Annotated in this window: 16 protein-coding genes and 1 pseudogene; 6 read left to right on the plus strand and 11 right to left on the minus strand. The window is 68.0% G+C overall.

Annotated elements, in window-relative coordinates:
- Window positions 1-94 precede the first annotated feature (94 nt).
- A pseudogene (locus OG385_RS37335) lies at window positions 95-406 on the plus strand (helix-turn-helix domain-containing protein); the annotation flags it as partial.
- A 359-nt stretch (window positions 407-765) separates the two neighbouring features.
- On the opposite strand, the gene OG385_RS00105 reads toward OG385_RS37335, so the two are convergent.
- The 4 genes from OG385_RS00105 to OG385_RS00120 all read right to left on the minus strand — a co-directional run bounded on the left by OG385_RS00105 (window position 766) and on the right by OG385_RS00120 (window position 5036).
- Complete coding sequence (locus OG385_RS00105) at window positions 766-1368, minus strand: ClpP family protease (protein WP_266850618.1); 603 nt, start codon at window positions 1366-1368, stop codon at window positions 766-768.
- A 22-nt stretch (window positions 1369-1390) separates the two neighbouring features.
- Window positions 1391-2047: an ATP-dependent Clp protease proteolytic subunit gene (locus tag OG385_RS00110; RefSeq protein WP_266850620.1), complete on the minus strand. Its 657-nt coding sequence runs from the start codon at window positions 2045-2047 to the stop codon at window positions 1391-1393.
- A 193-nt stretch (window positions 2048-2240) separates the two neighbouring features.
- Window positions 2241-3878, minus strand: coding sequence for an alpha-L-fucosidase (locus tag OG385_RS00115; RefSeq protein ID WP_266850622.1), 1638 nt, complete (start codon window positions 3876-3878; stop codon window positions 2241-2243).
- A 339-nt stretch (window positions 3879-4217) separates the two neighbouring features.
- Window positions 4218-5036 (minus strand): MIP/aquaporin family protein, encoded by an 819-nt coding sequence (locus OG385_RS00120; RefSeq protein WP_266850624.1) that lies wholly within the window; start codon window positions 5034-5036, stop codon window positions 4218-4220.
- Window positions 5037-5506: 470 nt separating this feature from the next.
- On the opposite strand from OG385_RS00120, the gene OG385_RS00125 reads away from it, so the two are divergent.
- Complete coding sequence (locus OG385_RS00125) at window positions 5507-6022, plus strand: lytic polysaccharide monooxygenase auxiliary activity family 9 protein (RefSeq protein WP_266850626.1); 516 nt, start codon at window positions 5507-5509, stop codon at window positions 6020-6022.
- A gap of 130 nt (window positions 6023-6152) precedes the next feature.
- Here the strand turns inward: OG385_RS00125 and OG385_RS00130 are convergent, their stop codons facing one another.
- From OG385_RS00130 to OG385_RS00145, 4 genes are all read right to left on the minus strand, one after another.
- Window positions 6153-6899, minus strand: coding sequence for an anti-sigma factor (locus tag OG385_RS00130; RefSeq protein ID WP_266850628.1), 747 nt, complete (start codon window positions 6897-6899; stop codon window positions 6153-6155).
- The gene (locus OG385_RS00135; protein WP_266850630.1) at window positions 6896-7480 is read right to left on the minus strand and encodes a sigma-70 family RNA polymerase sigma factor; all 585 of its coding nucleotides are present in this window, start codon (window positions 7478-7480) and stop codon (window positions 6896-6898) included. The genes OG385_RS00130 and OG385_RS00135 overlap by 4 nt, the downstream gene beginning before the upstream one ends.
- 196 nt (window positions 7481-7676) lie before the next feature.
- A complete protein-coding gene (locus OG385_RS00140) occupies window positions 7677-8330 on the minus strand; it encodes a fasciclin domain-containing protein (protein WP_266850632.1) in 654 nt (217 codons plus the stop codon).
- A gap of 134 nt (window positions 8331-8464) precedes the next feature.
- A complete protein-coding gene (locus OG385_RS00145) occupies window positions 8465-10030 on the minus strand; it encodes a molybdopterin-dependent oxidoreductase (RefSeq protein WP_266850634.1) in 1566 nt (521 codons plus the stop codon).
- A gap of 241 nt (window positions 10031-10271) precedes the next feature.
- On the opposite strand from OG385_RS00145, the gene OG385_RS00150 reads away from it, so the two are divergent.
- The 4 genes from OG385_RS00150 to OG385_RS00165 all read left to right on the plus strand — a co-directional run bounded on the left by OG385_RS00150 (window position 10272) and on the right by OG385_RS00165 (window position 14539).
- Window positions 10272-11600, plus strand: a complete 1329-nt coding sequence (locus OG385_RS00150) for an NAD(P)/FAD-dependent oxidoreductase (protein ID WP_266850636.1) — start codon at window positions 10272-10274, stop codon at window positions 11598-11600.
- 113 nt (window positions 11601-11713) lie between these two features.
- Window positions 11714-12376 (plus strand): DUF1365 domain-containing protein, encoded by a 663-nt coding sequence (locus tag OG385_RS00155; protein WP_266860512.1) that lies wholly within the window; start codon window positions 11714-11716, stop codon window positions 12374-12376.
- A gap of 23 nt (window positions 12377-12399) precedes the next feature.
- On the plus strand, window positions 12400-13659 hold the full coding sequence (locus OG385_RS00160; protein ID WP_266850638.1) for a cyclopropane-fatty-acyl-phospholipid synthase family protein: 1260 nt from the start codon (window positions 12400-12402) through the stop codon (window positions 13657-13659).
- Window positions 13660-13741: 82 nt separating this feature from the next.
- Entirely contained in the window at window positions 13742-14539 is a 798-nt protein-coding gene (locus OG385_RS00165) for a DUF1295 domain-containing protein (protein ID WP_266850640.1), read from the plus strand.
- Window positions 14540-14720: 181 nt separating this feature from the next.
- Here the strand turns inward: OG385_RS00165 and OG385_RS00170 are convergent, their stop codons facing one another.
- From OG385_RS00170 to OG385_RS00180, 3 genes are all read right to left on the minus strand, one after another.
- The gene (locus OG385_RS00170) at window positions 14721-18500 is read right to left on the minus strand and encodes a glycoside hydrolase family 3 C-terminal domain-containing protein (RefSeq protein WP_266850642.1); all 3780 of its coding nucleotides are present in this window, start codon (window positions 18498-18500) and stop codon (window positions 14721-14723) included.
- Window positions 18501-18832: 332 nt separating this feature from the next.
- On the minus strand, window positions 18833-20896 hold the full coding sequence (locus tag OG385_RS00175) for a phosphocholine-specific phospholipase C (protein WP_266850644.1): 2064 nt from the start codon (window positions 20894-20896) through the stop codon (window positions 18833-18835).
- A gap of 204 nt (window positions 20897-21100) precedes the next feature.
- On the minus strand, window positions 21101-22876 hold the full coding sequence (locus tag OG385_RS00180; protein WP_323183619.1) for an RICIN domain-containing protein: 1776 nt from the start codon (window positions 22874-22876) through the stop codon (window positions 21101-21103).
- Window positions 22877-22933 lie beyond the last annotated feature (57 nt).

Genomic DNA, 22933 nt, shown 5'->3' on the forward strand with positions numbered 1-22933 from the left:
ACCTTGGAATTCGCCGGGGAATTCTCCGGGGGAATTCGCCGAGGGCAGAACGCCACCGGCAGCCTGCCGGGCGCGGGGCTCCTAGGCTGAAGAGGTGAGCAGCCACGGACCGAACCAAGCCCGCGTCCTTCCCCTGCGCCCGGTTGCAGCCGCTGCTGCGCCGGTCCCGCAGGCGGAGGCGAAAGAGCCCCTGTGGCGGGACGTCGTGGGAGACGTCCTGCGCCGTGAACGTCTCGCGCAGGAGCGCACACTGAAGGATGTGGCCGACGCGGCCAGAATCTCGATGCCGTACCTCTCCGAGCTGGAGCGCGGCCGTAAGGAGGCCTCGTCCGAGGTCCTCGCGGCTGCCGCCCGTGCGCTCGGTCTCGGCCTCGGTGATCTGCTCGCCCTGGGCCAGCGCGAGCTGGCACGCCTCACCCGCCGGATGCCGGCCGTGCCGCGTACCGCGCCCGCGCCCGCCACCACGGCGCGCGGCCCGGTCTCCGGCCGGCCTTCCGCCCGCGCCGGCGAGAACGGTGCGGCGGTGTCCGTGGCGGAGCTGAGTTCCCGCCGCGCGGTCGTTCACCCGGTCGCCTCCCCGGCCACGTCTCCGGTCTCGCGTCAGGGCGAAGTGCGCCTGGCGGCCTGAGAGTTCGGCAACCGGAAGGGCCGGGCCGGGTGCGACTCGCACCCGGCCCGGTCCTTCCCTGCGCAGGCCCCCGCAGGCCCCCGCAGCCCCTCCCGAAGTCCCCCCGTGGGCACCGGCCTTCGGTCCGCCACGGTCCGTTACGCGGCTGCGTTCCGGCGGCTGAGCACCTGGTCGGCGAGCCCGTACGCGACAGCTTCGCGTGCGGTGAAGACCTTGTCGCGGTCCATGTCGGCGCGCAGTTCGGAGATCTCGTGGTGCGTGTGCCGGGAGAGCACCTCCTCGATCTCCGAGCGGATCCGGAGCATCTCCTTCGCCCGCAGGCTGAGATCAGAGACCGTGCCCTGCTGGCCGCCGCTCGCAGGCTGCCCCAGCAGGACCCGTGCGTGGTCGAGGACGAAGCGCCTCCCGGGGTCCCCGCCGGCGAGCAGCACCGCCGCGGTCGAGGCCGCCTGGCCGACGCAGAAGGTCGAGATGGGCGAGTTGACGAAGGTCATCGTGTCGTAGATGGCCATCAGTGAAGTGACCGATCCACCCGGTGAGTTGATGTAGATGGAGATCTCGGTCTCCTGGCCGGCCGACTCCAGGTGCAGCAGCTGCGCGATGACGACATTGGCCACGCCGTCGTCGATCTCGGTGCCGATGAAGATGATCCGCTCGGAGAGCAGCCTGCTGAAGACGTCGTAGGACCGCTCCCCCTGCGGGGTGCGCTCGACGACGTTCGGGATCGTGTACTGGCTCATGTCCATCGGGTACCGGTCCATCTCAGAGCCCCGTCCGTCGCCGCGGACCGGCCGGCCGGACATCGCCGAGCGACTCCACGACCCGGTCCACCATGCCGTACTCCTTGGCCTGCTCAGCCGTGAACCAGCGGTCGCGGTCGCCGTCGCGGGAGATCGTCTCCTCGCTCTGGCCGGTGTGCTCGGCGGTGATCCGTTCGATGGACTTCTTGGTGAATTCGAGGTTCTCCGCCTGGATCGCGATATCCGCGGCGGTCCCGCCGATACCGGCCGACGGCTGGTGCATCATGATCCGCGCGTTCGGCAGTGCGAAGCGCTTGCCCTGCGACCCGACCGTGAGCAGGAACTGGCCCATGCTGGCGGCGAATCCCATCACGAGGGTGGAGACGTCGTTCGGGATGAGCCGCATGGTGTCGTAGATCGCCAGCCCGGCCGTCACCGAGCCGCCGGGGCTGTTGATGTACAGGCTGATGTCGGTCTTCGGGTCCTCCGCCGACAGCAGGAGCAGCTGGGCGCAGACGCGGTTGGCCGACACCTCGTCGACCTGTGTGCCGAGCATGACGATGCGCTGCATCAGGAGCTGTGCGGCCAGATGGTCGTCGAAGCGGGTGGCGGGCGTGCTGTCGTCGTCGGACGCTCGGGGGGCGAGGGCGGTGCCCCAGCCGGTAGCGGGAGTTGACATCGGTCCTCCTTGTCGGGGCGCGGACGCGATTGCGCCGCGCTCTCCCCCCACAGTCGGCCCGGCCGTGACTCCTGTTGAGCTTTCTCGGCCCCCAGCAGATTCGCTGACGGCAGAGCAGAACCGGCCCACCGGTCCGCGCCGGTGGGCCGGGGCGGACCGGTGCGGACCGGTGCGGTGGTCAGCTCAGCCCAGCTCAGCTCAGCGAGCGGTAGAGGCCGAACTCCGCGATACGGGCGGGCCCGCGGGAGCCGAGCACGCGCAGCCGCCACTGCCGGGCGGCCACCGGCGACTGCAGCAGGACGATTCGGCTCGCGCCGACGGTCCCCACCTTCGCGACCTGGGTCCAGCCCTCCCCCGTCCTGGCCTCCACGACGATCTGTTCGACCTGCTGACCGTGGCGGATGTCCTCGGCGAGCCGGATCCGGTCCACCTCGCGCGGGCGGCCGAAGTCGACGTACAGCGCACCGTCCGACGCTGCGGGCGCGGTCCATGCCGTGTCCGGGTCGCCGTCCACCGCGAGGCCCGGGTGGTGTCCGTCGCCCCAGGTCCGCGCCGTGTGGGCGAGGTTCTTGGGCAGTTCGGCGCCGATGCGCTCGTCGAAGGCGCGGAGTACGGCGACGTCCGCGTCGGGGAGCCGCCCCTGCTGGTCCGGCGGAATGTTCAGCAGCAGCACGGAGTTGCGGCCGACCGACCGCAGGTAGATGTCGGTGAGTTCGTCGACCGTCTTGGGCTGCTGGTCCGCGTGGTAGAACCAGCCGGGCCTGATGGACACGTCGCATTCGGCCGGCCACCACTGGAGGTACTGGGCGACCGACCGGGAGGCGGCGAGCGCGTCGCGGCTGCCCTGGTCGGGGGCGTCGTAGGGGAGCGCGTAGTCGGTACGGCCGTACTCGACCTCGGCGACGGGTACGGCGCTCCACTCGTCCTCGCGGGCCAGCCCGCCCTCGTTGCCCACCCAGCGGACGTCCGGTCCCGACACCGCGATGGAGGCGCCGGGCGCGAGGGCGCGTACGACCTCGTACCAGCTGTCCCAGTCGTAGTGCTCCACCTTCTCCGGGGGGATGCGGCCCTGGGCGCCGTCGAACCACACCTCGTCCACCGGCCCGTACTCCGTGAGCACTTCGTAGAGCTGGTTGAGCATGTGGGCGCCGTAGTCGGTGGCCTGGAGTTCGAAGGTACGCAGCCTCTTTCCCGCCCGGTCGTCGCCGTCCGTGAGGGTGGGCACCGTGCGGGAGGTGCGGGCGCTGCCGTTGGCGTAGACACCGTGCAGGTACTGGTTCTCGTCGGCCGGGGAGATGTAGACGCCGATCTTGATCCCATGGGCACGCATCGAGTCGGCGAACGAGCGCAGTACGTCGCCGCGGCCGTTCTCCCAACTGCTGGAGACCACACCGTGGTCCGTGTATCGGGAGGGGTAGAGGACGAAGCCGTCGTGGTGCTTGACGGTGAGGATGGCGAGTTCGAAGCCGCCGTCGCGCAGCGCCCGCGCCCACTGGTCGGTGTCCAGTCCGGTCGGCTGGAAGACATCGGGGCTTTCCTCACCCGTGCCCCATTCCAGGCCGGTGAAGGTGTTGACGCCGAAGTGCAGGAACGCCGTCTTCTCCAGCCGCTGCCAGGCTATTTGACGCTCGGTCGGGCGCAGCCGGGCGGCCTTGGCCACCAGCTCGTCCGGGGTGTCGTCCGGGCTGATGGCGATGCGGTAGCCGGGCTCGACGGGTACGGAGGGGTGGCTGCCGGACGCGGCCAGGGCCTCCGGAGCGAGCAGTGGCGAACCGGCGGTAGCGCTGACCGCGGCGAGCGCGGTGACGAAGAGGCGTCGGCTGAGAGCCATGGGCAGGTCCTTCGATGGCAGGGGCTCCGGTGGCAGAGGCCTCGGCCTCAGGGACCTCAGACAGAGGTCTCGGTGGCAGGGGCCTCGGTTTCAGGGCTTCGGGCGCGGCCTGCCGGGGCCACACCTTCGCCCATTCATCCGATGTTCTGCGGAACCCAGACTCTCAATTTCGATGCCCTACCGGTGAGTTGACGGAGAAGAGTCCATCCGTCCGTACGGAAAGTCCATCCCGGGCACAGCGAGAGGCCGGCAGAGCCGGTGGTGGGGACCCACGGCGTACACGGGTCCCCATCACCGGCTCTGCCGGCCGTCCGGCTCTCCTGACCTGCGGGCCTCTCGTCAGTCCGCGACGGGAATCCTTCCGGTCTCCTGCCCCTTGCCGAGCGACGGCAGGAAGCGCCCGATCATCAACTTGTACAGCCCCGCACCGAGCGCACCGCCGATCAGCGGCCCGACGATCGGCACCCAGAAGTAGAGGTTGCCGTACTGATCTCGCCAGGCCGTGTGGTAGCCGGTGATGAAGCTCGCCAGTCGGGGGCCGAAGTCACGCGCGGGGTTGATGGCGTACCCGGCGTCGGCGCCGAAGGCCATCCCGATGGCCACGATGAGCAGACCGATGAGCAGCGGCCCCATATTGGCGCCGGGCGGGTCGTTGAGCACGTCGGTGAGCGCGAACAGCACGAAGAGCAGGATCGCGGTACCGAGGATCTGGTCACGCAGGGCCCCCCACTCACTGACCGGCAGGTTTCCGTTGCCGGGCAGCGTCGAGAAGACGAACTGCGTCTTGAACGTGTGTCCGGGGTCGAACTTGGCCAGCACTTCCGTGTAGTTCCACCGCACGAGCAGCGCGGCACAGAAAGCACCGGCGGTCTGCGCCACGACGAAGGGGACGACCTTCGCCCAGGAAAAGCCCCGGAAGAGGGCGAAGGCGAGTGTGACCGCCGGGTTGATGTGGGCCCCGCTGATCCGGCCGGCGACATACACACCCAGCGTGACGCCGATACCCCAGGCCCAGGCGATGCTGTCGTGGTCCCCGAGACCCGCGGCCACCACCTGCGCCACCACCCCGCACCCGAACAGGATGAGGATCAGGGTGCCGGCGAACTCGGCGGACAGTTCAGCGACCAGACCACCGGTTCTCTTTGCGCCTTTTGACATGGACACCTGCCTCCAGACAGTCCGGGCTGAGACGTACGGCCGGCGGCACGGAGGCGTAGGGGGCGGCAGACTGACGCACCGTACGACCGAAGGACGCACACCGGCATACCCATACGACGTGCAGCGGACCGCCCGCGCAAGCTGGGGCTGGCGACCGGGTGCAGGGCCGCCCCGCCGCCAGGAGGGGAGGCCGCCGCAGCGGGGGTTCCCCGACCGGGTGACGACGGTTCGTCCACAGGGCCCCCACACACCCACCCTTGACGCGGACACGTCGAACTGAAATGGTCTGGACCAAGTTGGTGCAGACCACTGGCGTGTTGCCGGACCACTCGGTTCTGTCGGCCGCGCAGGTGGTCCGCACCGCCCCCTTCGCGCCTCTCGGCCCCCACCCGCGAGAGGCCGACCTGCGCGCGGCCTGGTCCCCCACAGGCCCGGCCGCGTGCAGGAAGACCTGATGTGAAGGAGTTCTGATGCACGCGAAAAGAAGGACAGCCGCGATCCTGGGCGCCGTTCTCGCGCCGGTACTCGCGGTCAGCCTGCCCGTCAGCTCGGCCAGCGCTCACGGATATGTCTCGTCGCCTCCCAGCAGGCAGGCGCAGTGTGCGGCACACACCGTCAGCTGCGGCGCCATCACCTACGAGCCGCAGAGTGTGGAAGGCCCCAAGGGCCTCCAGAGCTGCAGTGGCGGTAACGCCCAGTACGCCGAGCTCGACGACGACTCCAAGGGCTGGGCCGTCACACCGGTGAGCTCCACCACGGATTTCAAGTGGACGCTGACCGCACAGCACGCCACCAGCACCTGGCAGTACTTCGTCGGCGGACAGAAGATCGCCGAGTTCGACGACCACGGTGCGAAGCCCGGCGCGACCGTCACCCACTCGGTGAATTTCGGCGGCCTCAAGGGCAAGCAGAAGGTCCTGGCCGTATGGAACATCGCGGACACCGGTAACGCCTTCTACACCTGCATCGACGTGAACGTCGGCTGACGCGGTACCGCACCGGCACCGTACGTCGTACCGCGCGCGGGTGGGCCTCTGTCCAAGGGCAGTTCAGGGGCCCGCCCGCCCGGTGTGTGCGGGACCTGCCGGCCGGGTCGCGGCCGGCAGGTGCATCACGTCAGGTCGCGAAGTTCATCAGCGCCAGCGGTTTCGATGTGGGCTGCTTGGAGCCGCCCGCCGGTTCGACGGTGATCCCCATTCCGGACGCCGCGCCGACAGGACCCGACATCAGTGCGGCATGCGAGCCGCCCGAGGGCTTCAGCAGACCGGCCGCCCGCATGGTTCCGCCGTCGTTGTACCAGAGCTCGTACACCTTGCCGCTCGGCGGTTCGGGCAGTGCGGACGCGAGGAATGCTGCCTGATCGCGCTGATGAGAGACGACCACGGTGCCGTTCCCGCCGTTCTTCAGCCTGCCCGTCGTGATCTTGGCGTCGGGGGCCGCGAGAACGGAAGCCAGATCCTGCGCCTGCTGCTGCGAGGAGTGGACCTGTGCACGGGCTTCGCTCGCCTTCTGGTGCTGCCACACCGCGATCCCGCCACATCCTGCGGCGGCGACCACACAGGCGGCCAGTGCGAAACGTGACAGCGCACGCCCTCGGCGGGCACCGACGGTGGCCCGCAGGGCGACCCTCGGCGGCTCCTGTCGCTCGGTGGCGATCCTGCCGAGCACCTGCTCCTTGAGCGCGGGTGGCGGGGTGACCGCCACGGCCTCCCCGAGGCGGGCCGCGGTGGCAGCCAGCTCGCGCACCTCCATGGCGCACGCGGGGCACGCCTCAAGATGTCTTTCGAATGCGATGCGCTCCTGCGGCGTCAGCGCGTGCAGCACGTAGGCGCCGGTCAGCGTATGCAGATCCTCGGCATTCATGCGCTCACCCCCAAACAGTCGCGCAACCGGATCAGACCGTCACGCAGGCGGGTTTTGACTGTGCCCAGCGGGACCGAGAGCAACTCGGCGACCTCCCGGTAGGCCAGTCCCTGGTAGTACGCCATGGTCACCGACTGGTGCTGAAGCTCGGTGAGGGTACGCAGACAGCGCCGCACCTGCTCCCGTTCGAGGTTGGTCTCCACCTGCTCGGTGACCTGGTCGAAGGCCGGGCTCTGATCAAGCAGCGCGGCCCGGTGCTCGCGGTCGCTGGACGCCTGGGCCGAGCGCACCCGGTCGACCGCCCGCCGGTGGGCGAGGGTGAGGACCCAGGTCATCCCGGATCCGCGAGAGGGCTGGAAGCGGGCAGCAGACCGCCAGACCTCCAGCAGCACCTCCTGGGCGACCTCCTCCGACTGGGCGGGGTCGCGCAGTACGGAACGCACCAGACCCAGCACCGGACCGCAGACGAGGTCGTAGACACGCGAGAAGGCATCTTGATCGCCGCGGGCGACGTGGCCGAGCAGTTCTTGCAGATCCGGTCCCGCCGAAGCGGGACCGCCGATGAAAACAGCTTCCTTCACGCGGCTTTCCTCAATGGTCGGTACTGGACGGAGCCCGGTGACATCCGACCCATGCCATCCGAACAGACTTCCTCCGTGATTCGGAGCGACAGGCCATTCGGATTGGTAGGGGTCTCCCCCTTTTTCAGGGTCCCACGCAGGCCGGGCCGGCCGGCACGTCCCCGTCGCGCCGGCCGGCCCGTGGCCCGGGACGTGACTACTTCGGCATCAGGACGCTGTCGATGATGTCGACCGTCGCGTTGGCGGTGGGGACATTGCCGCAGACCACGTTCGCGGTGTCGTTGACCTTGTACGAGGAGCCGGAGCCGGCGGTCATCAGCTTGCCCTTCTCCAGCGTCGGGTAGGTGCCGGACGCCAGGTCCTTGGTGGTGAGCTTCTGGCCCACGACGTGGTAGGTGAGGATCTTGGTCAGCATCGCCTTGTCCGCGAGCACCTTGTCCAGCTGGGCCTTCGGGATCTTGGCGAAGGCCTCATTGGTCGGCGCGAACACGGTGATGTTCTTCGCGCTGTTGAGGGTGTCCACCAGGCCGGCCTTCTTCACCGCGGTGACCAGTGTGGAGAGGTCGGGGTTGTTGGACGCGGCCGTCGCGACCGGGTCCTGGGCCATGCCGTTGAAGCTGCCCGCGCCGCTCTTCGGGACCGACGAACAGGCGGGACCGAAGGGCTTGCCCGCCATGTTCGACGTGTCGGTGCTCTTGGAGGGCTTCGAAGAATCCTTCGAGGAATCCGAGGAGGTCGACGACTTGGTGTCCTTGCTGCCGCTGTCGCTGGAACAGGCGCTGAGTGCGAGCGGCAGTACAGCGGCTCCTACGACGACAACGGCGGCGCGGTGGAATCGGTTGGCGAACATATGGTTTCTCCTTGTTGTCGGTGCACGGTGTTGTCGGTGCACGGTGCGCAGGAACAGCGCACTCGGGGGTACGGATGACGTGGGTGGTATGGCGTGGGTGGTACGGCGTGCGGGTGGGGCCCTGGGGGCGGTGGTCAGGTCACGGCGACCACCACCGAGTGCCAGCCGGTCGCGCCGTTGGGCACGGTCCCGACGCGTCTGTCCGTCTGGGTGTAGCCGTCCCGGTCGGTGGCGCGGACCTCGATGGTGTGGCTGCCGGAAGTGGCCGGCCACTCCCACTTCCACTGGCGCCACGTGTCCTTGGAGTCCTCCGCCGCCAGCTCGGCCGTGTGCCATGTGCCGCCGTCGACCCGGACCTGCACTTCGGCGATCCCACGGTGCTGCGCCCAGGCGACTCCGGCGACCGGTACCTTTCCCGCTGCCGGACTGGCGAAGGGGCGTGGGGTGTCGATCCTGGACTCGGTTTTGATGGGGGCCTGCCTGGACCAGGTCCGCTTGACCCAGTAGGCGTCGTAGTCGTCGAACGTGGTCAGTTCGAGATCGGTCAGCCACTTGCAGGCCGAGACGTAGCCGTACAGTCCCGGAACCAGCATCCGGACGGGGAACCCGTGGGCGAAAGGCAGCGGTTCGCCGTTCATGCCGAGCACGAGCATGGCGTCACGGCCGTCCATCACCGTGTCGACCGGTGAGCCGATGGTCATGCCGTCCACCGAGCGGGCCACCAGTTGGTCGGCGGGTCCGCCCTCGGAGGGCGGTTTCACCCCTGCCTCACTGAGGAGGTCCGCCAGCCGGACTCCGATCCACCGGGCGTTGCCGACGTAAGGGCCGCCCACCTGGTTCGACACGCAGGTCAGGGTGATGTCCCTTTCGATCAGCTCCCGCTGGAGCAGGTCGTGGTAGCTGACGGTCATCGGCTTGGAGACACCCTTGCCGTGGATCCGCAGCCGCCAGTTCCTGGCGTCGACCTTCGGAACCACCAGCGCGGTGTCCACCCGGTAGAAATCCTTGTTGGGTGTGGTGAACGGGCTCAGGCCGTGGATCCGGAGGTCCGCGCCCGCCGGAATCGGCCGGGCGTACGAGGCGGGCCGCGGGATCACGATGTTCTTCCGTACGGCGGCGGCCTCGGCCGACCCTGATGCGTTGAGCCGGCGTCCCAGAACGCCCGCTCCGGCCGATGCCGCCACCGCGGCCGTCGCGGCGATCACAAAACCGCGTCGGTCGAAGGTCCCGTGCGCCTCGCCCTTCCCAGCGGCCACGCCGACCGTGCGGGAGGGGTGGAGAGCCAGCCTGCCGGTCAGCAGGTAGAGCACCCCGCAGCCCAGCAGGCCACCGACGACCGAGGGCAGCGCGTCCAGCGGGCCGCCGTCGGGCCGCCCCGCCGCCGCCACCGCCCCGACCGCGCCGAAGATCAGTACGGCGGCGGAACCGGCCTTCCGGTAGCGCAACGCGGCCACTCCGACCGCCATGGCGAAAGCCGCCAGGAGGGCCAGGATGCCGAGCTGGAGCACCAGTTTGTCGTTGGTCCCGAAGTGCCGTACGGCGAAATCCTTCAGCCAGGGCGGGGTGCGGTCGATGACCGCACCGCCCACGGCGGTCACCGGACTCGCCTCCGGCCGAATGGCCGGCGAGACGAGCTCGGCGACACACAGCGCGGCGAGCCCGGTGATCAGCCCGCTCAGTGCGCCCAGCGAGGCGCGCACGGCACGAGCCGCCCCCCTACGGCGGCCGGCCTCCGGCACTGGAACTTCCCGATCTTCGCTCACATCGGCCATTCGGTGCCGGCACCGCGGCGGATTGGTCCTTCAGCCGAATGATTCAGAAGCTGTGGTGAACCGTGAATGCGGAGAGGTCACCAGGTACCAATCCTCCGGTCGGCCGGCACCGAATAACCAGTGAGGGGCCATGTCGGCCTTGAGCTGGTGATTGAGGGAGCGGAGCCGTATGAAGGACGACCGTCGGCGCACGGCAGTGGTGGGCAGCGGGGTGGCAGGCCTGACCGCCGCTCACATTCTCCGGCGTTCGCACGATGTCGAGCTGTACGAGGCCGACGAACGGCTCGGCGGGCATGCCCACACCCACGACATACCGTCGGCCGACGGACGGGTGCACCGGGTCGACACCGGCTTCATCGTCCACAACGAACGGACCTATCCCTACCTGCTGCGGCTCTTCGGGGAACTCGGAGTCGCCACCCAGGAATCGGAGATGAGCATGTCCGTGCGGTGCGAGGAGTGCGGTCTCGAATACGCCGGTGCGCGCGGCCTGCCGGGCCTGTTCGCACAGCGGCGCAACGCACTGCGCCCCCGGTATCTGCGCATGCTCGGAGAAGTGCCTGCTTTCCACCGCCGGGCCCGTCACCTCCTCGCCACGGCCGACGCGGCCGAGCGGGCCGATGCGGCCGGTCCCGGGGCCCCGGGCGCGGCGGGCGGGAGCGCAGCGGCGGCGATGACGCTGGCGGAGTTCATCGCGGCGGGCCGCTTCTCCCCGTACTTCGTCTCGCACTTCCTGACACCGCTTGTCGCCTGTGTGTGGTCGTGCGACGCCGAAACGGCGCTGCGCTACCCCGCCCGCTACCTGTTCCGGTTCCTGGCTCACCACGGCATGCTCTCGATCCACGGCTCACCCGCCTGGCGGACCGTCAGCGGCGGCTCGCGCGAGTACGTCGAGCGCGTCGGCAAGAGCATCGGAGCCGTACACACGTCCACCGCCGTGCGGGCGCTGCGGCGCCACACCGACGGGGTCGAGATCACTGCCGACGACGGCAGCGTCCGCCACTACGACTCCGTGGTCATCGCCGTCCACCCGGACCAGGCGCTGCGTCTGCTGGCCGATGCCACCGATGAGGAACGCCGGGTCCTCGGCGCGTTCCGGTACTCGCGCAACCCCACTCAGCTGCACACCGACACACGTGTCCTGCCACGCAGTGCGGGGGCCCGCGCCTCCTGGAACTACTGGATGCCGGCCTGCGACGCGGGGGCCGCCGCCGTGCGCGTCAGTTACGACATGAACCGGCTCCAGCGGCTCGACGCCCCCGAAACCTATGTGGTGACGCTGAACGGTGCGGACCAGGTGGACGAGAGCCGCGTGCTCGCCCGCATGACGTACGAACACCCCGTCTACACGCCGGAGTCCGTGGCAGCCCAGCGCCTGCTGCCCGCGCTCAGCGGCCCCGTCACCGCTTACGCAGGCGCTTACCACGGTTGGGGGTTCCACGAGGACGGCTGCCGCTCGGGGGTCGAGGCCGCCGCCGCGCTGGGGGTGTCATGGTGAGCAGCGTCAGCGAAGCGGACCGTGCGGGCGCGGGTGCCGCCCGGAAGAGCAGCGTCCCCGCCCTCTACCCGTGCACCGTCACCCACGTCAGGACCTCCCCGAGCCGCCACGTCATGCGCCACCGCACCTATATGTGGCTGATCGACCCCGACCGGCCGCCACGGCTCCCGTGGCTGCTGCGCCCGCTCGCCGGCTTCGACGCCCGTGACCACTTCGGCGGAAGCCTGCGCACGATCCGTGCGGGGCTGGACGCGTTCCTCGCCGCCCGCGGGATCGATCTGGACGGTGGGCGGGTGACGATGCTCGCGCACGCCCGGGTGTTCGGCCATGTCTTCAACCCGCTCAGCCTGTTCTGGTGCCACGGCCCCGACGGCACACCGCTCTGCGTCGTCGCTGAGGTGCACAACACCTACGGCGAACGGCACTGCTATCTGCTCCGCCCGGACGGCGCGGAAGTGTCCCGGGTGGACAAGGAGTTCTACGTCTCGCCGTTCTTCCCGGTCGACGGCGGCTATCTGATGCGACTGCCCGAACCGGATGAACGGCTCAGCCTGACCGTACGGCTCGAACGCGAGGGGAGCAGTCCCTTCACCGCGACCGTACGGGGTGAGCGCCGCCCCGCCACGCCCCGGGCGCTGGTGCGCACTGCTCTTCGTCACCCGTGGTCCACCGCCGTGGTGTCCGCCGGTATCCGGCTGCACGGCGTCCTGCTGTATCTGCACGGGCTGCCCGTGCGGCACCGTCCCCGTCATCTGCCTCAGGAAGGTGTGAAGTGAGCGTTCCGACAAGCAGGCACCCCGTGTCGCAGCCGGCGTCCCGGTCTGCGGCCGCCGTCGACGCCGGGCGCTGGCCCCAGGTGGCCTGTGGTCCGAAGGCGTCCTGGATCCGTACCGCCATCGCTGAACGCGTCGTCCGCCATGCGCTGGAACGGCTGCCGCTGCGTGTCGGGCTGGGCTCCACCGGCGAGACGCTGGGCCCCGGTGGCCCGCTGATGGAGGTGCACGAACCCCGCTCGTTCTTCCGGCGGATCGGCGCGGATGGCCTCATCGGCTTCGGCGAGTCCTACATGGCAGGCGAGTGGGAGGCCCGCGACCTCGTCGCGGTGCTGACCGTGTTGGCCGACCATGCGGCGACGATCATTCCGGCGCCGTTGCAGAAGCTGCGTGCGGTCTGGGCGTTGAAGCAGCCGTCGGCGCACCGGAACACCCCCGAGGGTTCGCGCGACAACATCAGCCACCACTACGACCTGTCGAACGACCTGTTCACCTTGTTCCTGGACGAGACGCTGTCGTACTCATCGGCCCTTTTCAGGGCGCTTCCCGCCGACGAGTCCCTGCTGGCCGCCGCCCAGCGACGCAAGATCGACCGGCTCCTCGACGCGGCGCAGGTCGGGCCGGGCACCCGGCTGCTGGAGATCGGCACCGGCTGGGGCGAACTCGCCATCCGCGCGGCCGCGCGTGGCGCGCAGGTGCTGACCATCACCCTCTCCGAGGAGCAGGGAGAACTGGCCGGCGACCGCATTCGCCGGGCAGGCGTCGAGGGAGCCGTCACCGTCGAACTGCTCGACTACCGGCAGGTGAAGGGGACCTTCGACGCCGTGGTCAGCGTCGAGATGATCGAGGCCGTCGGCGCGGAGTTCTGGCCCGAGTACTTCATGACACTGGACCGGTTGACCGCGCCCGGTGGCCGGATCGCCCTCCAGGCGATCACCATGCCGCACGACCGGATGCTGGCCAGCAGGGACACGTACACCTGGATCCAGAAGTACATCTTCCCCGGCGGACTCCTGCCGTCCGTCGAGGCGGTCGAGCAGATCACCGGCGAGCGTACGGGGCTCCGGATGGCGCGGCGTGACGGCTTCGGGGCGCACTATGCGGAGACGCTCAGGTTGTGGCGCGAACGGTTCACCGAGCGGGCCCAACAGGTCGAAGCCCTCGGCTTCGACGAGACCTTCCGGCGTATGTGGACCTTCTATCTCGCCTATTCCGAGGCGGGCTTCCGCTCGGGCTATCTCGATGTGCAGCAGATGCTGCTGACGAAGGAGGGGACCCCGCGATGACGGGCCCACAGAGGCGAACCGGCGCGGGCCGTTGCGTGATGCCCGCCGCCCCCCGGGAGTGTTACGCGCCGGGCGGCGTTCGATGAACGGATTTCCGTGGGCCGTGTTCGGTGAGGGGGTGGGCGCCGCGGCGGGCGCCGCCCTCACGGTCATGCTCATCACCTTCGGTATCGCCGTCGCGAAGGGCCTGCACCGCATCGTCGACGTCGCCTGGGGTGTGGCCTTCACTGCGGTCGCCCTCGTCTCCTACGTGTTGTCGGCCGGCGAGGGCGACGACGTTCGGCGCGTTCTGGTCACCGTGCTGACGGCTGTCTGGGGCCTGCGACTCGCTGTCCACATCGCCGCGCGCGGAAGCGGCCACGGCGAGGACCCGCGCTATGCGTCGATGCTCGCCAGGGCGCCCGGCAGTCCGGAGGTGTACGCCCTGCGCATGGTCTATCTGCTCCAGGGTGCGCTGGTCCTGCTGATCTCGCTGCCCGTGCAGGCGGCCCAGTACATCCGTGGCCCTGTCGGACCCGTCGCCTACGCGGGCGGGGCGCTCTGGCTGGTCGGCTTCTTCTTCGAGGCGGTGGGCGACCGGCAGCTCGCCCGGTTCAAGGCGGACCCGGCGAACAAGGGCCGCATCATGGACCGCGGCCTGTGGAGCTGGACCCGGCACCCCAACTACTTCGGTGACTTCTGTGTCTGGTGGGGCCTGTTCCTGATCGTCTGCGACGCCCCGGCTGTGGCCGCCGCGACGGTCATCAGCCCCTTGGTGATGAGCTTCCTGCTGATCAACGGCAGTGGAAAACGCCTGCTGGAACGGCATATGGCAAACCGTCCCGGGTTCGCCGAGTACGCCGCCCGCACCAGCGGCTTCTTCCCCCTGCCGCCGCGCTAGGTGTGCTGTGCCGGGCCCGCGGCCTGCGGCGTCCCCGACCGGGAGTTGAGCCTCGACGAGGGCGAGGCCCGTGCGCTCGGCGGCGCGGTGGAAGGTCTCATCACCGGTGGCGTGGCAGGCGTCGAGGAGGCTGTGCGGTGCCCGGACACATGCCGTGTCCGGGCACCGATGCCTGTCGCTGTCAGGGAGTCCTGGCATGCCGCAGCTGGTCCGGCTTGTCCGCCGGCCCGACGAACACGTCTCGGGCACCGTGGGTGCGGACCCACTGCTGCTTCGATGTGGACCAGTACTGCATAGCGCGCGGTCCGACGTGGGTCGTCACGGTACTCGACGCTCCCGCAGCAATGCTTACGCGGTCGAAGCCCGCCAAGGCCCGTGGTGCGAACTCCACACCGCTCGGCCGCTCGGACGGTGGGCCGACGTACACCTGCGCCACAGCAGCGCCGGCCTGTGATCCTGTGTTCCGGATCGTGCAGGTAACGTCCAGCCCACCGTCCTTGGTAGCGGTGACCGTCGGCTTCGAGTACGCGAAGTTCGTGTAGGACAGGCCCCACCCGAACGGGAATTGCACTGCCATGCCCAGTTGGTCGTAGTAGCGATAACCGGCGTAGATCCCGAAGCTGGCGACTTGACGCGCCGGATAACGGGCACCCTTGGTGGTCAACGCGATCGAGTCGATGTTGACGTTGCCGCTGTCCTTACTGTTCCGCTGAATCGTGATCTTGTGAATTCCGGCGGACAGTTTGACGCCGATGGTCTTGATGCCCCAGGCGTTCTGGTCGCTCAGCTCCGGCAAGGTGACTTTGCCGGCTTTTCCGTCGATGTCGACGGTCAGTGTCTGCGCGGTTGCCTTGGGGTTTCCGTAGCGCAGTTGCAGTGTGTAGTTCCCCGCGTCGGAGGGGATGTCTATCGTCGCTTGGTCGCCCGTCTTGGTGAAGCCGGCAAGGAGTCCCTCACCGGTATAGCCCTTGGGGTCGACGGTCGTCTTTATACCCGCTCCGCTGATGTGACCTCGCTCAATCTCGCAGGTGACGCCGACGGAACATTCATACAAGCCGCCGAGACTGTTCGCTGTGCTGGGGAAGTGGGCGCCAGGGTTGGTCAGTCCGAGACTGTCCACGTTGACGTTTCCGCTGCTGTTGTCCGAACCCGACCGGAAGAGCCGCACGGTGTGGGGCCCGGCCGTCAGACGCAGGGGGACCTGGGAGATCGACCAGTTTCCTCTCTTACCGGTTTTCGGCAGCGGCAGTAGTTTTGCCGGCCCGGTATCCACAGCAACACGCAATGATCGGCTCGACCTCAGGGTGGTTGCGTACCGAACTTTCAGCATGTAGGTGCCCGCTGTGCCTGGGCTGACCTGGTAGCGCAGCGAGTCCCCGTTGCTGCGGAAGCCGGCGGCGTACCCAGAACCGGTGTAGTTCTTGTCGCCGGTAGCGGCGGTCGGGCCGCTCAGTTTGGCGTCTTCACCCTGACAGACCTTGCCTGTCTCACAGGCTGGAACCTGTCCGGTTGACTTTTCCGTTCCGCCCACCCGCTCAGGATGCGTTCCGGTCGCGTCCCCAGGAAACAGACCTTGATTCTGGGCGGTGCTGAACAGGGTGTCTTCACTTCCCTTGGGCCAGGTCGTCACCGCCCGCCCGGACGGATTCGCCATTCCCAGCAGCAGCCGTGCCGTTGCCGTACCACCCTCTTGGCCTGGCTGCCACATTTCAAGGACGCTCTTGACGTCATGGATCCAGGAGGAAGTGATGACGGGACCCGGGGTGTTCAGTACGACGGAGGTGTTCGGGTTTGCCGCCGCTACCGCCTTGATGAGGGCGACCTGTTCGGCCGGCAGCTCCCCGGGTACCATGTCCGAATTTGCCGGGTCAGTCAGCTGGCCGGTGTTTCCAGCACCGACGAATACAAGGGCCTTGGATTTTCCCTTCGCGGCTTCTGCGGCATCACTTATGTCGCCGTCGGTGCGGCTGTAAGCAAGCCGAAAACTGGCCTTCCCGGAGCTGGCGTTCGAGAACGATACCGAGATCGAATGGTAACCGGCAGACAGGTTCCCCACCTTGTAGGCCGAATTACTGAGCCCACCTGTGGTGAAGCCGGCCCGGGTGGTACTCATATCCATCGGAAACATTCCGGGGCGAGGGCCCGTGTAGACACCTTCCGGGGTTGAAGCCTTCTGCGGCTTTCCGTCGATGGAGAGTTCGACACCGATGTCGGAGCCTTTTGTGCTCTGGGTACGCAAGGTGTATGTGTCTGCTGACGGCACATACAGGTAACCGCGCCAGGTGTAGTTCCCCTTGCCGAGTGCCCCCGCCGGTGAGGCGGCAGTGAAGTCGAGTGACCTGTCAGTCGTCGGGGCCCCGGGTCCGCCCGTTCGATGAAGTCCTCCCGTGACCTTCTTACTCGACGTGGACAGCGCCGACGAGGGTACGGCATAGCCACTCGGGCTGAGCGCCGGGCTGTAGGTGAAGGCGTTCTTGTTCTGGGCGAACGTCTTGATCTGCTGGAGGGTGTTGATCACACTGCGATCTGGGTAGCCACCGGAGGATTCATTGTTGGGAGAGCCGACGTTGTATTCCGCCAGAGGGCCGCTGAGTGCGACTCCAGAGGACAGGTCGGTCGGCGTGATGGGGAGGTTCGAGGCGTCGTTCTTCAGGAGCACCGCTCCTTCTTCGGCAGATTTCTCGGCGATGGCAGCATGTCCGTTCTTTGTGCCGATGACGGCCCCGGAATCCGGGCTTCCCGTCGGTAGAGCTGCTGAACCATCGCGCACTCCGTTTACGCCGCCGGGGTTGCTGCAAGAAGCGCTACTGTCATTGCAGCCGAGTAGCCCGAAGCGCTCCTCTTGGTAGAGGACGCGAGCAAGTGCCTGCTCAAAAACGGGCAACGGGATCCGGCCGCTGCGTACGAGTTGCGGTATTTGGTCCCAGACGCTCTCCTTCCCGGTTCGCGGGTCAGCGCCCGGCATATTCTGCTCGGTACCCTGGGCGAGATCGGTGCCCTTGGTGGCTACGGGATAGTCGGTCCCCACGAATGCTTTAGAGTTCCATTCGCCGCGAATAAGTTGATCCTGGATCAGGGGGTTTCCGCAGGCGAAATTGGGGTCGGCGAGATTGCGGGTCTGCGCGGTGGTACTTCCGAATGGGCTCTTCTGGGTGAGTTGTCCCAGCGTTGCATTCGGGGCGTCGGGCACCTGAACTTTCTGGTAGGAGCACATGTACGACGCGGTCGAGCTCTTTTTTCCGGCTGTCTCGTAGGGCGGCGCGAATAGCTCGTGTATCGCCTGATCGGTGATCTGAGCTGCCTGGGAAATGTCGTTTCCGTAATATCCCAGGATATGCTTCGTCTGAGCCATCGCGTGCCGGCCCTGGATGCCATTGACCTCAGATGCTGCAGTTTCCCCACCAAGGTAGGGATCCTCGCCCGTTTCGTCACTGGCGCGGGCCCAGTTGGGGAAGATGTCCGTATCCACTTGCGGGCCCAAGATCCCGGTAGCCATGTGCGCGCGCGTCTCGGCACCTTGCACTTGCCCCCAGGCATTGCTCAGACCGGGATCGAACGATCCGGTCACCGCAGAATTCTGTGTTGCGGCGGTCGACTGGCCTCGCTGCGGCCCCGCGAACAGTTCGACCCCGGCCCCGTCGGTCCAGCACAACGGCGAGATGGCCGGCTTGGTGCCACTCGGTGCGAGATTGGAGCCGGTCTGGTTGCAGCTTGCGACTGGAGAGTGGCCGTCGCTGTACTTGTACCCATCAGTCCCGTCGAGGATCTGCAATGCGTTCTGCAGCTGGCTGAGGGTCGGAGGATCCGACGGCAGCAGTTGTTTGATCAGCCCTACGACGGTGCGGGTGTACGGGGCTTGAGCATCCTCAGTCGGCGATTGGACTTCCGAGGGCAGAACCACCGGCAGCCTGTAGGGAACATTGGCCGGCTGCATCTCCGTGAAACCATTGGCGACCGCCATGGCTCGGGGCATGGGAGCACACACCAGTGAGCTCAGCAACGCGGCACACGCCGCTGTCACGGTCACCGCACGCCAGGAGTGGAGGGGTGCACCTCTACTCGCGACTCCGGCTCTTCTCGCTGCGGACCAAATACGAGTTCTACTCATCCAGTTCACCCTTCTTGAGCGGAGAAACCGTGGTGTGGTGGCTGATCGGACCTTGTGCATGGACGCGTTCCCCACCGTCGGCGCCCTCCTGCTTCCTCCTGCGGTCCGAGAGCTTCTCCAGATACGTGAATTTCCACTGCGTGTTGCTCCGTCACGTACGAGACGGAGCAACACACGTGGCCCGGTCAGGAAGAGACGGTGCCCGGGTCGCTGAGGCCCTCTTCCCCGGTTTCGATGTGGCCGGCGAGGCGGCGGAGGTAGTGCGGGTCGCCGGGAACGCGGAGGATGAGGTCGTACCAGCGGTGGCCGCCGGTCGCGGACACGCGGTGTCGGAGTCGGCCTCGGGCGGGCACGGTCAGGCGGGTGATCGCGCCACCGCGGTAGGCGTCGGTCACGGAGAGGGTGGTGGGGCTGTCCGCCGGATTGGCCAGGACGAGTTCGAGGCCGCCGCCGTGTGCCGCGTCGTGGCGCGCTGTCAGCTCGGGAGTGCGTGAGGACACGGATCCCTGGAAGGTGCGCAGGAATCCGTTCGGCCCGTAGACGCTCAGGTCGTAGCGTCCCCCGGTCTGATCTGTGTCCCAGTGCTCAGTGAGTGTGCGACCCGCCGTGGTGGTGTAGCTCCACGGGCCGTCCTCACGGTTGCCCGAGATGACCAGATGGCATCCGCCGGCCTGGGGGCCGGTGCTGAACGTGAGGGTGAATGTGCCGGGCCCGGCGTTGGCCGCCCCGTCCACCAGCGGCTCGTACGGCAAGGGCCGGGCGGGGCGTGTGCCCGGTTCCTGCTGCGGCATCGAGGCGGTGGCCGGGGCGAGGGGGGTGAAGGTGCGGTACGGGTCGGGGTTGGGCGGACGGTAGGCGTCCGTCGACGGGAGCCCCCTGTGATGCGGGCTGTTCTTCCGGAAGTCGAACGCGGAGGTCAGGTCGCCGGAGATCGCGCGGCGCCAGGGGGAGATGTTGGGCTCGTGCACCCCGAATCGGCGTTCCATGAAGCGGATGATCGAGGTGTGGTCGAAGGTCTCCGAGCACACGTATCCGCCAGTGCTCCACGGGGAGACCACGGTCATGGGGACGCGTGCGCCGAGCCCGTAGGGTCCGGCACGGTGGTCGTCGTCGCCGGGGAACCAGTCCTGGGTCACGTCGATGTCGGAGCGGCCGTGGTCGGAAGTGTGGGGCGGGAAAGGCGGGACCACGTGGTCGAAGTAGCCGTCGTTCTCGTCGTAGGTGACGAACAGGGCGGTCCTGCTCCACACCTCGGGGTCAGAGGTCAGCGCGTCGAGTACCTGGGAGATGTACCAGGCGCCGTAGTTCGCGGGCCAGTTGGGATGCTCGGTGAAGGCTTCCGGTGCCGCGATCCAGGAGATCTGCGGCAGGTCGCCGGACAGCACGTCTGCCTTCAAGTGGTCGAAGAAGCCGTCGCCGGCGACGGCGTCGGTACCGGTGCGGGCCTTGTCGTACAGCGGGTCGCCCGGTTGGGCGTTACGGTAGTTGTCGAAGTAGAGCAGTGAGTTGTCGCCGAAGTTGCCGCGTTGGGGATCCTTGATCCAGCCCCAGGTGCCGTCGGCGTCAAGGCCGTCGCCGATGTCCTGGTAGATCTTCCAGGAGACACCTGCCTTCTCCAGGCGTTCGGGGTAGGTCGTCCAGCTGTAGCCCGCTTCGTAGTTGCTCAGGACGGGGCCGCCGCCGGTGCCGTCATTGCCGACGTACCCGCTCCACATGTAGTAACGGTTCGGGTCCGTGGCACCGATGAACGAGCAGTGGTAGGCGTCACAGACGGTGAAGGCATCGGCCAGAGCGTAGTGGAACGGGATGTCCTTGCGGGTGACATGGGACATCGTTCCTGCGCCCTTGGCCTTCACCCACTGATCCCAGCGGCCGTTGTTCCACGCCTCGTGACCGCCCTCCCATTCATGATCCATCCCCTCAAGGAACTCCATCCCCAGGTCGTCACGGTCGGGGCGGAAGGGCAGCACGTCCTTGGTGCCATCGCTCTGGTACCAGACGGACTTCCCATTGCTCTGCGGGAAGGGGCGTGGGTCGCCGAAGCCCCGTACGCCGCGCAGGGCACCGAAGTAGTGGTCGAAGGACCGGTTCTCCTGCATCAGCACCACGATGTGCTCGACGTCGCGCAGGGTCCCGTGATGGCGACGTGCCGGGATGGCCGCCGCGCGGTCAATGCTCTGGGACAGGGCAGAGAGGCCTGCGGTGGCTCCGGCGAGTTGGAGAAAACGCCGACGGTTGATTTCAGACACGGAAAGACATCCTCATGATCAGGGAAGGGGCGCCTCAAGGTGCAGGCCTGAACAGTCGGTTGCAGGTCCCCTCGGTGAACGGTCGGGAGACTCCTGCTCACACCTGGTCGCTGCACAGCGCTCTGTGTTCGGCGGGGTGGATGTCCGTCACATACCTCCCCTGTGTCCGCCGTGCGGGGCACGGCGGACACAGGGGAGGTGAGGTCAGCGTTCCTTACGTGTGAGCGTCAAGGTCTGTTCGGCGGCCGTCCGCGCGCCCCCAACACGTGCCCCGCTGGTATCCGTCCAGGCGCGCGTCGGAGTGGTCTCGGCAGACCGGTCCGCGACCCCGGACAACGCGATGACCAGGCCGCTGTAGCGGTTGACCAGCTTGAAGGTGCCGGTGGGCCGGCCGTGGGCGTCCTTGGCGGGGATGACGAACCACTGCTGGCCCACCGTCGGGCCGCTCTTGGGCGCCTTCGCCAACGTCGGCTTCGCGGCCCAGGCACGGCCCGCCTTCTTGGTGGAGTCGACCCCGAGCAGGCGCCCCGTTGCGGAATGGGCGATGCGGTACGAGCCGTCGCCGTTCGAGGTGAAGGTCCACTCGGTGCGCCCGGACCTGTCCGCGGCGGGCCGTGAGGTAGTGCCCTTGCCGTCGCGCGCGGGTGCGAGGACGCGGCCGCTCGCGCTGCCGATGGTGTAGTGCGCGCCCGACTTCACGGGCGCGGCCGGGGCATTGGTCTCGATCGCCGTGTTGTAGTACTCGCCGTCGCCCCCGCCCGAGCACTGATACGAGCAGTAGCTGCGGAAGTCCTTGCCGACGATGGTGGAGCCGGTCTTGTTCACCGAGTCCAGCATCCAGCGGTACCAGGACCCCGAGTGGTAGTCCCCGGTGTCACCGATGAGCTTCCACTTCTGCGTGGACAGGTCGTCAGTGGCGTAGAAGCGCTGCGGCTCACTGCTGTCCTGCACGGTCGCCTCGGGCTGGCCGATGTACAGGCCGAGGTAGGCGTTGTAGGCGACGTTCATCGTCAACAGGTCCGACTTTGCGGGCAGTTCACCGGCCGCGACCTGCTCGGCGACATTTCCGTCGTTCGCCGGGTCGTAGTCGTGCTCGACGGGTGTGTAGCCGCTGGGGTGGTCGGTGGTGACCGGCTCCATGTTGGACTCCAGGCCTCCGATGCCCGGCTGGGACCAAGCGCCGTCGTACCACTTCTGCCATGACCCGGGCGCCATCTTCTTGGACATCGGCGCGCGCGCCACATGCGCGAGACTGCCGTCGGTCCAACCGCCGGAGACGCCGCCCTTCGGGAGGGCACGGGAATCGTAGTAGACGTAGAAGTAGCCCGAGGCCGTGTCCACGAACAGACGCGGGTCGCCATCGCCGTAGTCGTACAGGTCGTTCGGGAATGCCTCGCTGTCGCCGCGCTTCGTGCTGTACGGCGAGGTCAGGACGTGGTCCTTGATGTCCCAGGTCTTGCCCTGGTCCTTGGAGACGGTGTAGTCGATCGCGTCGTAGTGCAGACCGTCGTCGAAGGGGCTCGGCGTGAACTCGTTGTGCACCAGGCCGTACCAGTCGCCGGTGTCGGGGTCGACCCACACGCCCAGCAGATCGCAGTAGTTCTTCTGCGCGTAGTGCGAGGTGTCGGGTGCGTACGTGGACTCGCGCCCGGTCGGGCTGTTGTTGCAGCGCCACGTCGTGTCGTCGTTGCGGTCGAGGGAGTTGGCCGGGTTCACCGCGCCGTTCAAGTCGGCGTCGGGCTTTGCCGAGTCGAAGTCCTTGCCGGTGTAGAACGACCACTCGCGCGGGTCGTCCGCGCCGTACAGCGCGTGTGCGGACTGGTAATGGAACGTGCCGTCCTTGTCCATGTACGTGGCGGCGGGGGTGTCGTCCGGGTTGGTCCACTCACCGGTCTGTCCGACGGTGACGGAGTATGTCGGGACATCGCTATCAGCGACCGCGGGCGACGACGTCGCCGCAGCGGCCAACAGGGCGGCCACCGCGGCAAATACGCCGACGGCTCGTGCTCTCGTACGCGCTGACACAGGTACTCCTCG

The sequence above is a fragment of the Streptomyces sp. NBC_01306 genome (assembly GCF_026340465.1).
Lineage (GTDB): Bacteria > Actinomycetota > Actinomycetes > Streptomycetales > Streptomycetaceae > Streptomyces.

What these genes read in the sequence shown, in the direction of transcription:
- OG385_RS00140 (WP_266850632.1), bottom strand. Translation starts at nt 8,330, where the DNA reads ATGTTCGCCAACCGATTCCACCGCGCCGCCGTTGTCGTCGTAGGAGCC.
- OG385_RS00125 (WP_266850626.1), top strand. Translation starts at nt 5,507, where the DNA reads ATGCACGCGAAAAGAAGGACAGCCGCGATCCTGGGCGCCGTTCTCGCG.
- OG385_RS00110 (WP_266850620.1), bottom strand. Translation starts at nt 2,047, where the DNA reads ATGTCAACTCCCGCTACCGGCTGGGGCACCGCCCTCGCCCCCCGAGCG.
- OG385_RS00150 (WP_266850636.1), top strand. Translation starts at nt 10,272, where the DNA reads ATGAAGGACGACCGTCGGCGCACGGCAGTGGTGGGCAGCGGGGTGGCA.
- OG385_RS00115 (WP_266850622.1), bottom strand. Translation starts at nt 3,878, where the DNA reads ATGGCTCTCAGCCGACGCCTCTTCGTCACCGCGCTCGCCGCGGTCAGC.
- OG385_RS00105 (WP_266850618.1), bottom strand. Translation starts at nt 1,368, where the DNA reads ATGAGCCAGTACACGATCCCGAACGTCGTCGAGCGCACCCCGCAGGGG.
- OG385_RS00130 (WP_266850628.1), bottom strand. Translation starts at nt 6,899, where the DNA reads ATGAATGCCGAGGATCTGCATACGCTGACCGGCGCCTACGTGCTGCAC.
- OG385_RS00155 (WP_266860512.1), top strand. Translation starts at nt 11,714, where the DNA reads ATGCGCCACCGCACCTATATGTGGCTGATCGACCCCGACCGGCCGCCA.
- OG385_RS00170 (WP_266850642.1), bottom strand. Translation starts at nt 18,500, where the DNA reads ATGGCGGTCGCCAATGGTTTCACGGAGATGCAGCCGGCCAATGTTCCC.
- OG385_RS00165 (WP_266850640.1), top strand. Translation starts at nt 13,742, where the DNA reads ATGAACGGATTTCCGTGGGCCGTGTTCGGTGAGGGGGTGGGCGCCGCG.
- OG385_RS00120 (WP_266850624.1), bottom strand. Translation starts at nt 5,036, where the DNA reads ATGTCAAAAGGCGCAAAGAGAACCGGTGGTCTGGTCGCTGAACTGTCC.